The sequence below is a fragment of the Shewanella sp. GutDb-MelDb genome (assembly GCF_002836075.1).
Classification (GTDB): Bacteria; Pseudomonadota; Gammaproteobacteria; order Enterobacterales; family Shewanellaceae; genus Shewanella.
Map to the genome: position 1 here is coordinate 1 of NZ_PJBM01000144.1, position 14,542 is coordinate 14,542.

Genomic DNA, 14,542 nt, shown 5'->3' on the forward strand with positions numbered 1-14,542 from the left:
AGAAAAAAAAGGTGCTAATGCCATAGTCAACGTGAGGTTTACCACAAGTGCTATTGCTGCTGGCATGTCAGAGCTTTTAGTTTACGGAACTGCTGTTGTTGTAGAGAAAAGCTAACAAGGCGTTCAAACTGACAAATAACAGCTGGCGTTACAGCATATCCGATTGCCATATTTTCCCTAATGACACTCATCACTTCAAGAACTTTAACTCTAACAAGCTTTTGTCCATCTACGTGTCGGTACGGGTTATCTAGGCTGACACGAATCTGCCCCAATTATCGGTTGCACCTCGAAGTTCGAGCAAAGATGTACAGGTTACTTTGATATAAAAAAACTAATGTGTAGCAAAAAGCAAGATCTGACCCTTATGGCTGTTCTATAACTGGCTTATTAGAGATCTAGTTGCGAATCCATGTTCTAACGTGTCAGTTCGATATTTGCTTGGTGTCTGATTAAACATTTTCCTAAAAGCATATATATAGGCGGAATCAGACGAGTATCCTAATTCGATAGCAATTTCCTGTATGCACATTTTTGTGTCTAGCAATTGTAAAGATAAAACCAGCCTTATATTTTGCCGCCACAATGCAAACGATCGAGAGAATTCTTTTGAGCATAGTCGGGATAGAGTTCGCTCTGATGCACCTACTTTTGTGGCCCATTCCTTTAATGTGAATGGTAAGTCTGGCTGCTGTTTAAGCTGTAAAAAGACAGATAAAAGGCGTTTATCTTTAGGTATCAGCAATGGTATTTCATAACTGTTTGCAACATCGATCTGGTCTCGTAATACCATTAGAAAATGTGAAATATTAGACTCCGATTGAGCGAGCGTATGAGCCTCAAACAAAATCAGTATTAACTCTTTTATGAAAGAAGATACCTGACAGGGTTTTGGCTTATCTCCGTATTGAACATATTTTTCTGGATTGAGATAAATCGCCGAGAATATCGTATCTGTTATAGCTACGGATTTGTGAACTGTATTTGCGGGTATATAGAGCATTCCATTGTGAGGGACTATTACGCATTTATCACCAATATTGGATTGCAATAACCCTTTAAGTGGAAATACTATTTGGTGCCATGAATGTGAGTGAAAATCATCGACGTAGCCAGAAGGCATTCTAGTCGTTTTGGTGATTAACTGTTTATTAGGAAAGTCTCTTATAAGATTGTTAGCTTGCATGATTGGCGAATTATCTACATAAGGTGTCAGTTAGTATAAATCACGCCAGAACTGTTTGATATAAGATCTGGAATCTAACGTTATGTAAGAGGCAGAAAGATGCATATTCACTTTATTATTCATGAACACTTCGAAGCTCCTGGAGCCTATGAGTGCTGGGCAAAAAAGCATAGTCATATCATTACCTATTCTCGCGTATATCAAGGCGAACCGCTCCTCCAAGATATTGAAGATATTGATTTTCTGATTGTGATGGGAGGTCCCCAAGATCCTGCGACAACAACTGACCAATGTACTCACTTCAATGCTAGAGGAGAGCAAGCCGTCATTTCAAATGCCATTGACGCCGGTAAAGTTGTGCTTGGTATTTGTTTGGGGTCGCAACTGATAGGTGAAGCGTTAGGGGCACACTATGAACATAGTCCAGAACGTGAAATAGGTAAGTTTCCAATCGTGCTAACTGATGCTGGGCTAAAGCATCCGTTATTTGACCACTTTGGTAAAACTTTGGAAGTGGGTCATTGGCACAATGATATGCCTGGGCTAACAAATGATGCTCAAATAATTGCATACAGCAAAGGGTGTCCGAGACAAATTGTTGCTTATCGAGACTTAGTGTTTGGTTTTCAGTGTCACATGGAGCTAACTAAAGATGTCGTAGCATTGCTAATTGAAAATGATGATCTCAATGAAGCTGCAAAATATCGATTTGTTGAGGAGCCAGACGTAATACTTAATCACGACTACGGCGAAATGAACCAAAAATTACATGACTTTTTAGATAAGCTAGAAAGTTTGTATAAATCAAGGCACTGAGAAAATGTCTATTGTTTTTATGACACATAGACTCTACGGAGTCGCTTCCATCTGACGCATGGATATAATATTGCGCGAGCATAGAAAGGACAGGCACATCTTTTTCTGATTATTACTATCCTTAACTAGGCTTTCGTGAGCCGATTCTTCACTGCTTAGTTAAGGATGGCCGTCATGAAGATTTGAGATACTTTTTCTAATCAACACCAGTCAACTTAAACTGAATAATCTAACCCACTTTTGTCCAGAAATGAGCTAGACGCTACTTTGAACTCGCTGGCAGAACATCTGCTGTGGAACGTGCAAGCTTCTGAAAAAGGGATTTTTCAGCAGAGCCTACATGGAGGTATTCACGGCGGCTTGCAAAGGAACATAGTGGGTGAGCTGCTTTCCATCATAAGTAGATGTTTTAGGTAATGGCACTAGAACCCGGCCCAGAAGCCTTGCCGGGATGACTCCCAATTATTCCCAAGTTGTTCTGCTAAGCTATCTCATTTCTGTCCAGAAATGAGCTAGACGCTACTCTGAACTCGTTGGCAGATCATCTGCTGTGGAACGTGCAAGCTTCTGAAAAAGGGATTTTTCAGCAGAGCCTACATGGAGGTATTCACGGCGGTTTGCAAAGGAACATAGTGGATGAGCTGCTTTCCATCATAAGTAGATGTTTTAGGTAATGGCACTAGAACCCGGCCCAGAAGCCTTGCCGGGATGACTCCAATTATTCCCAAGTTGTTCTGCTAAGCTATCTCATTTTTGTCCAAAAGTGAGTTTACAGAGGTATGTCCTAAAACAAGTGATTAACAGCAAAATTCGAATCTAATCTTCCAACACGTGAACGTAAACACGGCAGTGAGCTTCTGTGACAAAGCTACGTCAATTCACCGTGTCACAGAGGTGTTGGATTAGTTCAAACCGAATTAAGTCGCAGCCTTGTCAGACTCGTGGACAAGGTATTTCCATTTTTTGAAAAAACCACCTTGAACTTGAAGAACACCGACTGAATTAACCGTTGCTATAAGCCTTGGTGACCTCTTGTGCAATGATAGCGATGCCATCGCGCATCTTGGCTTCATCCTGCACGTAGTTCATTCGCAAACATTGATGGGCGTGATCCCACTTTCCTTCAGACTGGTCTTTCTGTCCGAAGAAAAAGTACTCTCCGGGGACAATCAATACACCGCGTGCCTTTAATCGGTCATAGAGTTCCATAGTGCTAATCGGTAACTCGTCGAACCACAGCCAAAGAAACATCGCGCCTTCAGGTTTATGGATTTTAAATCTGCTATCGGTGATAGATTGCTGCAATAATTTCAGAGCAAACTCTGATTTTTGTTTATAAAAAGGCTTAATCACCGTTTCACTTAGGCTCAATAGATCACCTGAGTCAATCATGTGCTTGGCGATGGCGGGCCCGAATCCTCCAGGGGCAAGGCTGATGATGCCATTAAGGTTCGTCAGCGCTTGAGTGATCTCCTCACTCGCGATAACGATGCCACAACGTACGCCGGGTAATCCAAGCTTAGACAGACTCATACAGAGTATGGTGTTGCTGTTCCAAAACGGGGTCACTTCTTCGAAGATTATATTTGGAAACGGGGTGCCATACGCGTTATCGATGATAAGGGGAATGCCATTTTCGCGGGCTAAGATGTCTAACTTGGATATTTCAGTGTCAGTCAGCACATTACCGGTGGGATTGGTGGGGCGAGAAACACATATGGCGGCCACAGATCTGTCGACTTCTAATTGCTCAAAATCCACATGGTACTTAAACATGCGGTTACCTAGCATCTCGATTTCGGGGCGGTAAGAGACAAATATATCGTCATCAAGCCCAGCATCATTGTAACCGATATATTCAGGGGCCAATGGCAACAGAATTTTCTTATGGCTGCCATCAACTTGCTTGCCTGCAAGCAGGTTAAACAGGTAGAAGAAGGCACTTTGGCTGCCATTGGTCAGACTGATATTCTTCTCGCTGATCTCCCAGCCGTAGGTATCTCGTAACAAGTCAGCCAAGGCTTTTAAAAATGTGTCTTTACCTTGCGGTCCATCATAGTTGCCTAATGCCGCGACCAGTTCTCCATTTGCCAGCATCTCGCTTGCTGCTTGGTGAAAGTAATCTTGCATCGCGGGAATGGTTGCAGGGTTTCCTCCGCCCAGCATAATGGCCCCCGGAGTACGCAGCCCTTCATTGAGGTCATTCATCAGCTGATTAATGCCGGAGTTACGATTAAATTTTTCACCAAATTTTGAATACTGCATGACAGCTACACCTGAAGATACCGAAAGGACTTAAAGAGTGCCTGTAGTAACAATATTTAGCGGCAAACGCACTTATTATTTAATTTTTTAGTGACTAATTTGGAATACATCATGTTTTGTTGGGGAAATCGTAAATTATTTGCACACTTGTCCATTATTCTACAAAGCAGGGCTGATGGCTTTGATTCAAGTTTAGTCGTGTTTTAAGCGACATTAAGCATCAGTGGTATTGGCATTGGTGCTTTCATCCGTTGCCGTTTTCTTAGGCTTTATAAATTCAACATTTACGATTAATCCTGGCTTATTATCGAGTAATTCAATTTTTCCGTTATGCAGTTGAATAATCGCTTTTACTAAGGTTAAACCTAAGCCAAAGCCTACAATCTGCCGGCTCTTTTCGATGCGATATAAGCGCTGGAAAACTTTCTCTTTTTCGACATCACAAATACCTGGACCATTATCGCTAACGGTAAAACCACGGGGTGTTAATTGAACACTGATTTGTGCATTATCTCCAGCGTACTTACTGGCATTTTCTAATAGGTTGTATATGGCTCTAAACAACAGCGTTGCATCACCTTTAATAGACAATGGCTCAGCGCTTCCTATACTGACAAGTTGTTGTTTCTCTTCTGCAAGCGGCTCAATTAAATCCACGGCATCGACAATTATTTGCTGTAAATTAACGGTTTTAAAGTGTTGGCTGTTGCTCTCTTTTTGTTGCTGAAGCCTTGTTAACTCAAGCATTGCACTAAAGGTGAATAATATTTCGTCTAGCTTATCCAGCATCGATTGTAGCTGTTCACTAGGGTGATTCAGTTGTTGTTTACTTAATATCTCCGATTCAATTTGCTGCCTTAAATGGCTCAGTGGCGTACGCAAATCATGAGCTATAGCATCGGTAATTCCAGAAATTGTTTCAAAGGAGTGCTGCAATTGATTGAGCATGGTATTGATATGTAGCGCCATATGATCATATTCATCATTTTGCTTAGAGACTGCGACACGTGCGCTCAATTGGCCTGATTCAACTCGTAAGGCGACTTGGTTAAAGTTGTTAATGCGCTTTAATACCCGCATTGAGAAAACTAACCCGGTTATAACGCCAAGCAATACGGCCAGTAATAATGCAATTGCTGACGCACTAATAAATTGTCCCTTGAGTTCATACAATGATTCATCGTCGACAGCAACAATTAGCGTCCCAGAGGCCAAAGGCTGAGAGCAACCAGAGACCAGTCTGATTTCATCAAATTGGTCTAGCCAAATGGGAAAACGCGATAAGCTCGGGCATTGCGATAACGTTGTCGGGGGAGCGCTAAGCCTACCAATAATTTTTTGCTTTATTTGATAACTTAGAATGTATTGACGTGAACTCTGAGCCTGTAGTTCAAATTGTTCAATAAATTGCTCATGACTTAATTGCTCAGCAAGTAATGTTTGCTGAGCAATAATATTAGCCATTTGTAACTGTTGCTGACGGTTCATTTGGCCAATACTCAATTGGTACAATACTACCAGTAGGATGGCTACCACTGATAATAATAAGCCAGTATACAAACGGGTTAAACGCCACACCGAGTGGGCTGTTTTAACGCTGTTCCACCATTCTGTAACCGACGCCGCGTACTGTTTCCAGTAAAGGGGTAAGACCATCAAATTCTACCTTTTTACGCAATCTTGCCATATGAACATCAATAACATTCGTTTGTGGATCAAATTGATAATCCCAAACGGCTTCAAACAGTAACGATCGAGATACTACTTGTCCGTTATGTTCCATCAAATAACGTAACAGTTTAAACTCTTTTGGCTGCAGAGATATTTCTGCTGAACCTCGGAACACCTTATGAGAAAGCAGGTCCATTTTTAGATCGGCAACATGTAAAACGGTGGTTAGCTTTTCGTTGTGAGTCCCTTTGCGCTGAATGAGGATCTCTATACGCACGAGTAGCTCAGAAAGCGCAAAAGGTTTGATGAGGTAATCGTCACCGCCTTCACGCAGCCCTTTTACACGTTCAGATACACTATCTAATGCACTTAAAATCAGAACGGGTGTTTGTTTGCCAGCATTTCTTAAGGTTGTTAATACCGTTAAGCCATCTAATTTAGGCAGCATCCGGTCAAGCACAATTAATTGGTAGTCGCCTTCCAGCGCTAAGAATAAACCATCTTGGCCATTATCCGCGAGGTCAATCTCATAGCCCTGTTCTTGAAGGGCTTTTTGTAAATATTGACGAGTCGTCTGGTTATCTTCAATAACAAGAATTCGCAAAAAAGTTTCCCTAGGGGAGTGCTACTCCCCTATAAATATTGACGGAGTTAGCGCTTCATTACCGGAATAGCTTTGCCTGTGGTTACATCTACAATGACACGTGTAAGGCCTTGATCACCCATCAGCTTAAACTTGTAGAAAGTAATGCCTTTTTTATTCTTTAATTCAAATTCAAAAACATCAGCAGAATATTTTAGCTGTAATTGGGCAATAGTAGCGCCTAAGTTAAATTTTGATGCTTGTAACTCCTGTAACGCTAACAGGTCATCATCATCTAATCGGCTTAAGCTATTTTGGGTTTTATGTTTTAAAATCGCGCCATCTGCAAGGCTTAATTCAATGTTATGCTTCTCTTTTGTTTCCAGATTGATCGCTTCAATATCATAGGTAGCTTGATTATCATGATCATCAATTTCAAATTCGACAATGTGCTTAGCGTAATCTGTACTTACTTTTTCAATAGCCTGTTCTAAGGTGTAATTAGCGCGTTGCAATGCGAGTGCTGCCAGTGCGTCGTCTTCTTGACCCGCAAATGCTGATATTGATGTGAAGGCCAGTGCAGCACAGATTAATTTAGTACATCTCATTTTGTTATCCTAGTGGTTGTTTGTTGAGAACTGAATTGTACGTGTTGTCCCTTTCATCAACGTGGATGAATCATTACAAAAAGTTAATCTTCGAACTTGGTATTAACGGCGTATCACTGGGGTCAACTAAATGAGCTCAACTCAAAAATACTAACATATCTTTAGCTGTATAAGTGTTTGCAACAACGGTTATCACGCTTGTGAAACGTCGATAGTTTTCTTACTATAGAACTCTCTCTCATCTCCTTCATTTTTAAACGAGAATGCATGAAATTTATCCACACCTCTGACTGGCATATCGGCAGGCAGCTTCATAATCAGAGCCTGCTCGATGATCAGCGCTTCGTGTTAAACCAGATTGTTGAACTGGCGACTGAGCATAATGTCGATGCGGTGATTGTTGCTGGCGATATCTATGATCGTTCCATTCCGCCAGCTAACGCGATAGCGCTGTTAAATGAAGTGGTTAATCGTCTGGTGAATGAACTAAAAATCGCGGTAATTATGATTGCTGGCAACCATGATGGCCATGAACGTTTAGGCTTTGCCTCGAAGCAGATGAGTGACAGTGGGCTACATATCGTTGGGCCGTTGACCAATAAAGTGAGTGCCATCAAGCTTAAAGGCAAGCAGGGCAGTGCGGTATTTTACGGTCTGCCCTATGCCGATCCTGCCACCGTACGGCATGTGTTTGATTGCGAAGTGAGCACCCACGAAGCAGCGATGGATAAATTGCTTGAACAAGTGCATGAACATGACAGCCAAGGTTTGCCCAAAGTGGTGATCAGTCACTGTTTCATTGATGGGGGCAGTGAATCTGAATCAGAGCGCCCTCTGAGTATTGGCGGCGCCGATAAAATTTCAGCAAAATTGTTTATGCCCTTTAACTATACGGCGCTCGGTCATCTGCATGGGCCACAGTATAAAGGCGCTGAAAATGTTCGATATTCAGGCTCTATGCTCAAGTATTCGTTCAGTGAGCAGCACCAGAATAAGTCAGTGACCTTGGTTGAGTTAGATGCAGAGGGTAAAGCTGATTTTGAGTTGCTGCCATTGTCTGCCATGAGAGATGTGCGGATTATTGAAGGCAACCTCGTTGAGTTGCTCGAGCAAGGTAAAACAGATGTTAACCGTGACGATTATCTCATGGTGAGATTGAGTGATAAAACCGCCATTTTAGATGCTATGGGTAAGCTCAGAAGCGTGTATCCAAATGTGCTGCATTTAGAGCGTACCGGCTTGATGCGCGATAACGGCAAGGTAGAGTTAAGCCGAGACCATATCAAGAAAGGCGAGATGGATATGTTTAGTGATTTCTTTGCGCAAGTGTCCGGTGAATCAATGACAGAGGCGCAGCAACACGCGATGACAACAGCCATCGATGAGCTACATAAAGTGGAGCGCACATCATGAGACCGCTTATTTTAGAGATGTCAGCCTTTGGTCCATTTGCATCGGTTCAAACAACCGATTTTTCAGCGTTAGGCTCTAATCCGCTGTTCTTGATCAATGGCCCGACTGGTGCGGGTAAAACGACTTTGCTTGATGCCATCTGTTTTGCACTCTATGGCAAGACCACAGGCGATGAGCGTGAGGGCAGTCAGATGCGCTGTGACTTAGCGGCTGACAGCGTGTTAACCGAAGTGACTTTCAGCTTTGCGCTTGGTGAGCAGCAATATCGTATTCGCCGGGTCCCAGAGCAGCAGCGAGCGAAGAAAAGTGGTGATGGTTACACGGTGCAAAAACCGGAAGCGCAGCTTTACCACATCGATACTGATGGCACCGAGCATTTGCTGGTGGCCAGCAAGGTGTCGGAAGCGACCGCTGAGATTGAACTGCTCACCGGACTGGATGCGGATCAGTTCCGCCAAGTGATGGTGTTACCTCAGGGCAAGTTCCGTGAACTGCTGATGGCAGATTCAAAAGACAGAGAGAAGATTTTTAGCCAACTGTTTCAAACGCAGATATACCGCCGCATTGAAGACAAATTAAAGTTTCAGGCCTCAGCCATTAAGGCCGAAGTCAGGGACCAGCGTAACAAACGTGATGGCATTTTACATAATATCGTCCTTGATTCTGATGATGCATTAACGAGCGAACTTACAGAGCTGACGCCAACACTGGCTCAAGCGTCGGAGGCTAAAGAGACGGCCAAACTAGCCCTTATCAATGCCAATAAGCTGTTTGAATCGGCTAAGTTACTGGTTAAGGATTTTGATGCTCAAGATAAATTGCAACAGAGTGCAGTATTATTAGCAGAGCAAAAAGACAGTATGGCTCAGCGTCAATCTAAGCTCGATAATGGCCAAAAAGCACTGCAACTTAAGCCAGTGTTAGAGGGATCATTAGCGCGTGAAGTTGAGCGGACTCAAGCGCAAGCTGCTGTTAGCCAGGTTCAATCCACCAAGCTGGCGAGCGAGCAGGCGCTCACTGTAAGTCAAAGCAAGTTTGATACCTTGACTGAGCTGGAGCTTAAATGCCAACAGGCTCAGAACGACGAGCAAAAACTGACACAATTAGTACCACAGCTGCAGGGATTAGAGAGCTTACAAACAGCGCTGAGTCTTGCAACAAATGAACGTGATCAAGCTAAAAATAGCGGGATTAAAGGTAAGGCTACATTGGATGCTTTATTGGCAGATAAGCAAGCAGCAGAGCAACAGGTACCTCAGTTAGAACTGGTTGCGAGTCAGCAAGTTGATGCCCAGCAAGCGTTAACGGCACAAAGCGAATTGATTGAGCGTTACCAGCAGTGGCAGGTGGCGGCTCACCATGCGGGAAACACCGAGCAGGCGTTGCAGCTGGCGGAAGACAAAGGGAAGCAGTGTCGTCTTGATGCCAAAGCTAAAGGGGAGGCTTATGATCAACTTCAGCTGATCTGGCACCGTGGCCAAGCAAGTCTATTGGCGCAAAAACTCAACCCCGGGCAACCCTGTCCAGTGTGTGGCAGCGCTGAGCACCCTAATCCTGCTCAAAGTGAACAGCGATTACCGACAGAAGATGATTTAGAGTCAAGCAGACTGACGAGTGAAACCGCCAAAGATGCACTGAGCCAAGCTATCGCCGATTATAAAGGCTTGAAAGCTCAACTTCAGGAGCAAGTGAAGCTTAGGGATGAATATCAGCAAAAGCTGGGTGAGTGGGTTTCTCATTCACTTGAATCATTGCAAGCTCATCTTCAACAAGTACAGCAGCAAGTTCATCACGCTAATACTGCCGCTCAAGCGTTAATTCAGCTTCGGCAGAAAATACAAAGCGGGCAATTGAAGGAGAGAGAGCTTCAAACTCAACTCGATGCTGAACGAGAGCGTTTTCAAGCGTTGCAAACCCGCGTCGCAACAGTTCAAGGCCAGCAAGAACAAGCGTTAGCTGCAATCCCTGAACAGTACCGTAGTTTGCAAGCGCTCACTGGCGCAATTAACCAAGTAAAGCAACAGTTAGCGACGCTACAACAAACGATAAACCACATCCGTCAGTCCCATACCCAAGCGCTGGAGCAAGATGCGGCTAAAGCGGCGGCATTAACAGCCGCTCAGTCAAGCTTACTTCAAGCACAAGAGCAAGCGGATAAGGCTCAAGCGGAGCTTGACTCACAATTATCAACATCAGGTTTCAGTGACAAGCAAGCGTTAAGCCATGCCTTGTTATCGAGTGATGGGCTGCAGACGTTAACCGATGAGATTGCCAAGTATCAACAGGACTGTATCGCTAATCAAGCGACGCTCACTCTAATAAGCGATAAGTTAGCAGGGCAAGTCAAACCACAGCTGGCAGAGAGCGAGCTGAGTTTAGCGAGTATTCAGACAGAGCAACAACTGGCAGAGCAAAGCTGGCAGCGAGTACAGAGTCGAGTTACTCAACTGACTCAAACTCAGCAACAGCTGAAAGAGGCTGATGCTAACGCTAAGAAGCTAGAAGATGAATATGCCATCATAGGGACATTATCCGAAGTGGCTAATGGTCAAACGGGTAACAAGGTGAGCTTACAGCGCTTTGTGCTTAGTGTACTGCTCGATGATGTGCTGCTTGAGGCCAGTCATCGACTGCAATTGATGAGTAAAGGTCGATATCGCTTAATCCGCAAGGAGGAACGCGCTAAAGGCAATAAAGCTTCTGGGCTTGAGCTTGAAGTTGAAGATGCCTACACCTCAAAAGTACGCCCAGTGGCAACGCTCAGTGGCGGTGAGAGCTTTATGGCTGCACTCTCTATGGCATTGGGTTTATCTGATGTCGTGCAAGCGTATGCGGGCGGTATTAAGCTCGACACCCTATTTATCGACGAAGGCTTTGGCAGTTTAGACCAAGACTCGCTTGATTTAGCGATCCGTACCTTAATGGATCTTCAATCTGCTGGGCGCATGATAGGAGTTATCTCCCATGTGTCGGAAATGAAAGAGCAGATCGGTACTCGAATCGATATCAATAAGAGTGTACTCGGAAGCGAGATCTCAATCGTACTACCGTAGAACATACCGTTACTTTTTATGTCCTGATATAAACGGCTTAGCGTGATTGTTTAAGCCGTTTTTGTGTGATGAAGCAAGCAACGCTACTCTTTTAGCATTGCTGTCTGATATCTTCTGATTTAACGGGTCATAAGCGACGATCGCGCTTTTTAATCTACCCATGTTACTCATTTTATCGGTTAGCAATCTCATTCTGCGTTTTTTCATGCAATAAAATTGCAAATTTGTGCACTGAAAGAGTTCATATAAATCCAATTATTTGGTATAAATTGACATCAGCCTTCAATAATAGGAGGCATTTGGCGTGAATGAAAAAAATAATAATTCAAGGTTGGGATTAGGTTGCAGTCAGGTAAATTTTCTTTTTTAAAATTGTCGATTATTCGTTTCGCAGCTTTGCCTTCTCTGCACCGAAAAATCTTAATTGGTTCCGTGTTGTTGTTTGGTGCATCATTTTTGGTCCCCAAAACTCAACCGTTACTATCGCAACGCATTGCCGTTAAATTGGATATCGAAGCGCTGTCTTCGCAGTCATCCCCTCCACCTGTGGCAAGTGTTCTGCTCGACACTCCTAAGTTTGAAAAAGTGATTGTTAAAGGCGACACACTAAGTGGCTTATTTGAGCAAGGTAGCGTCGATCAGCAAACCATGTATCGCGTATTAGAAGCCGATTTAAACGTACTAGCACTCGATACTTTAATGCCTGGTAACCAGATCCAATTTTGGCTCGATGATGCTGGCGAACTAGAAAAACTCTCGCTCTATTTTAGTGCGGCAAGGCAAGTGACCTATAGCCGTTTTGATGACGGCTCATTTAAAGTCGATGAGATCCACATCGAAGGCATATGGCGTAATCGCAGTGTAGTGGGTGAGATTAATGGCTCATTTTACCTTTCAGCGAAGAAAATGGGCCTAAATGCGGCCGAGATCCAGCGCGTTGAATCGCTATTAAAAGAAAAGCTCAATTTTGCTCGTGACCTTCGCGCCGGAGACAAGTTCTCGGTACTGATGAACGATCAATTTATTGATGGCGTTGCGACCGGTAGCAGTAACATTTTAGGTGTCACAATTGACCGTGGACGCAGTAGCATTAATGCCTATCAGTTTAGTGATGGTAATTTCTATGATGAACAGGGCAGAAGCTTAGCAAGAGCCTTTCAACGTATTCCTCTTCAGCGGAATTACCGTATTAGCTCAAGCTTTAACCCTAATCGTCATCACCCTGTCACTGGCCGCAACTCTCCCCACAACGGCACTGATTTTGCTACCCCTATCGGCACGAAAGTTATAGCACCTGGAGACGGTATAGTTTCTTTGGTAACAGATCATCGTTTTGCAGGTAAATATGTGGTTATTGATCACGGTAATAAATACCGTACGCGCTATTTGCACTTATCAAAAGCGCTAGTCCACAAAGGTCAGCGAGTCTCTCGTGGGCAGGTGATTGCACTATCGGGCAATACTGGGCGGATCACTGGGCCACATTTGCATTATGAATTCCATATCAATGGCCGACCTGTAAACCCAATGAAAGCTAAGATCCCGATGGCAAATCAACTATCCAAGAAACAAATGGGTGCTTTTGAGCAATTAGTTAAAGTGCGAAAAATAATGATGGGCCAAGTCTAAGCGGGTTATCGGCTTAGCTTGTTAGAATAGCCAGTAACGCTCAGCAAAAAACCATCATTAGATGGTTTTTTCGTTTTGATAGTTCAATGATTAGTATTGTTAAGGTGATAACTCATCGCAAACAATCGCGGTGTTATAATGCTTGTTGTCGCTGCTGTTGCTTAATCGCACACAGGCAATCTTTACCTCTTAAAGCAGGGCAACTCTTACAAGGGTTTGCTTTATAGGGACGGTAAAATACATTAGTGCTGTTAAGGCTTAGCTTGTCTATTAACCTGAGTGATGTAAAAGCACCATTATCATTGGCACTATGCAGTTTGGTATAGGCAATCGCAGTTTGTGTTACAGCACTGATGTTGGCTAGCTTCGCTTGGTATTTGAGTGTTTTTAGTTGGTATTTGTTGATTTTGACTGAGCGCTTATCCATGGAAATCTTATGTTTAATGCAATCTATTTCAGTTAAAGACAGATAGAAACTCAGCTTATGCTGCGACTTAGCCAGCTTATATTGGTATTTTTGCTGATAACTGCAGTGCTTCTCGCCCATAACAACTCGCTCTTTAAATCAAGTGCTTGCATTGTAAATGAAAATCGTTATCAATCAAAGAGTTTCGTTAAACTAGCGGTAAGGGTTTTGCTCTGCATCAATTAAGGTCAGTAGCAGCCTCAATTCAAATTCTAATTGATGGTAGTCACCATCCATGTGGCAGCATAGCTGGTAGAAGGCTTTGTTATGATCTTTCTCTTTCAAGTGTGCAAGTTCATGTACCACGACCATTCTAAGTAAACCTTCCGGAACCTTTTTCAAACGAGAGGAAATACGTATCTCATTTTTGGCCTTGATCTTGGCACCTTGCTTACGGGCAACGTAAGAGTGGAGACCCAATGCTTGATGACTAAGCGAGATTTTGTCGTCAAAAATAACTTTGGATAATGGTTGTGACTTGCGCAAATACTGGTTTTTGATGGCGATAGTGTATTCATACAGTGCTTTATCTGTTCTCACAGAGTGTATTTCAGGATGTCTTTTGAGTAAAAAGTCTCCCAATTTACCCTGAGATAATAAAGTTTGTACTTGCTGCTGGATCTCGGCTTGGTAGCCATTTAGGTAGGTTAATGTTTGCATAATGACTATAAGTTTTTAGGGACAGCTGCTTTTAAAGCAGCTTATCTTCATTTTCTGAAGATTAATGTCCCTAGGGGCTGTTGATTTTTCGAGCTTAGTTTTTGTTCGAATTCAATGATTTTAGTACAAGGCTTGAGCGATGATGCTTAATAAATTAAACAAGGCTCGTAACGCACTCTTGTAACAAAAAAA

At 43.2% G+C, this 14,542-nt stretch carries 12 protein-coding genes; 5 read left to right on the plus strand and 7 right to left on the minus strand.

Translation table 11 applies throughout. The features are described 5' to 3' along the window. The coding region (locus tag CXF82_RS05995; protein WP_145991661.1) for a heavy metal-binding domain-containing protein at positions 1-115 on the plus strand (115 nt) is incomplete at its 5' end. 261 nt (positions 116-376) lie between these two features. On the opposite strand, the gene CXF82_RS22700 is transcribed toward CXF82_RS05995, so the two are convergent. Next, positions 377-1,186, minus strand: coding sequence for an AraC family transcriptional regulator (locus tag CXF82_RS22700; protein ID WP_102043835.1), 810 nt, complete (start codon positions 1,184-1,186; stop codon positions 377-379). A gap of 99 nt (positions 1,187-1,285) precedes the next feature. Between CXF82_RS22700 and CXF82_RS06005 the strand changes: the two genes are divergently transcribed. Next, positions 1,286-2,002, plus strand: coding sequence for a type 1 glutamine amidotransferase (locus CXF82_RS06005; protein ID WP_102043836.1), 717 nt, complete (start codon positions 1,286-1,288; stop codon positions 2,000-2,002). Positions 2,003-3,004: 1,002 nt separating this feature from the next. Here the strand turns inward: CXF82_RS06005 and CXF82_RS06010 are convergent. The 4 genes from CXF82_RS06010 to CXF82_RS06025 all read right to left on the minus strand — a co-directional run bounded on the left by CXF82_RS06010 (position 3,005) and on the right by CXF82_RS06025 (position 7,129). Then, the gene (locus CXF82_RS06010; RefSeq protein ID WP_102039625.1) at positions 3,005-4,267 is read right to left on the minus strand and encodes a valine--pyruvate transaminase; all 1,263 of its coding nucleotides are present in this window, start codon (positions 4,265-4,267) and stop codon (positions 3,005-3,007) included. 213 nt (positions 4,268-4,480) lie between these two features. Continuing rightward, complete coding sequence (locus CXF82_RS06015; RefSeq protein ID WP_102043837.1) at positions 4,481-5,923, minus strand: HAMP domain-containing sensor histidine kinase; 1,443 nt, start codon at positions 5,921-5,923, stop codon at positions 4,481-4,483. Next, positions 5,859-6,542 carry a winged helix-turn-helix domain-containing protein gene (locus tag CXF82_RS06020; protein ID WP_102039623.1) on the minus strand — a complete coding sequence of 228 codons (684 nt, stop codon included), beginning with the start codon at positions 6,540-6,542 and terminating at the stop codon, positions 5,859-5,861. Before CXF82_RS06020 ends, CXF82_RS06015 begins: the two co-directional genes overlap by 65 nt. A 47-nt stretch (positions 6,543-6,589) precedes the next feature. Further along, positions 6,590-7,129: a PepSY domain-containing protein gene (locus CXF82_RS06025; RefSeq protein WP_102039622.1), complete on the minus strand. Its 540-nt coding sequence runs from the start codon at positions 7,127-7,129 to the stop codon at positions 6,590-6,592. A 267-nt stretch (positions 7,130-7,396) separates the two neighbouring features. On the opposite strand from CXF82_RS06025, the gene CXF82_RS06030 reads away from it, so the two are divergent. The 3 genes from CXF82_RS06030 (at position 7,397) to CXF82_RS06040 (ending at position 13,224) form a co-directional block, all read left to right on the plus strand. Next, a complete protein-coding gene (locus CXF82_RS06030) occupies positions 7,397-8,542 on the plus strand; it encodes an exonuclease SbcCD subunit D (RefSeq protein WP_102043838.1) in 1,146 nt (381 codons plus the stop codon). Beyond that, positions 8,539-11,595, plus strand: coding sequence for an AAA family ATPase (locus CXF82_RS06035; protein WP_102043839.1), 3,057 nt, complete (start codon positions 8,539-8,541; stop codon positions 11,593-11,595). The genes CXF82_RS06030 and CXF82_RS06035 overlap by 4 nt, the downstream gene beginning before the upstream one ends. Before the next feature lie 342 nt (positions 11,596-11,937). Then, positions 11,938-13,224 (plus strand): peptidoglycan DD-metalloendopeptidase family protein, encoded by a 1,287-nt coding sequence (locus CXF82_RS06040; RefSeq protein WP_180961099.1) that lies wholly within the window; start codon positions 11,938-11,940, stop codon positions 13,222-13,224. A gap of 133 nt (positions 13,225-13,357) precedes the next feature. Here the strand turns inward: CXF82_RS06040 and CXF82_RS06045 are convergent, their stop codons facing one another. After that, positions 13,358-13,771, minus strand: coding sequence for a hypothetical protein (locus tag CXF82_RS06045; RefSeq protein WP_101089273.1), 414 nt, complete (start codon positions 13,769-13,771; stop codon positions 13,358-13,360). Positions 13,772-13,843: 72 nt separating this feature from the next. Then, positions 13,844-14,350, minus strand: a complete 507-nt coding sequence (locus CXF82_RS06050; protein ID WP_102043840.1) for a M48 metallopeptidase family protein — start codon at positions 14,348-14,350, stop codon at positions 13,844-13,846. Positions 14,351-14,542: the final 192 nt, after the last annotated feature.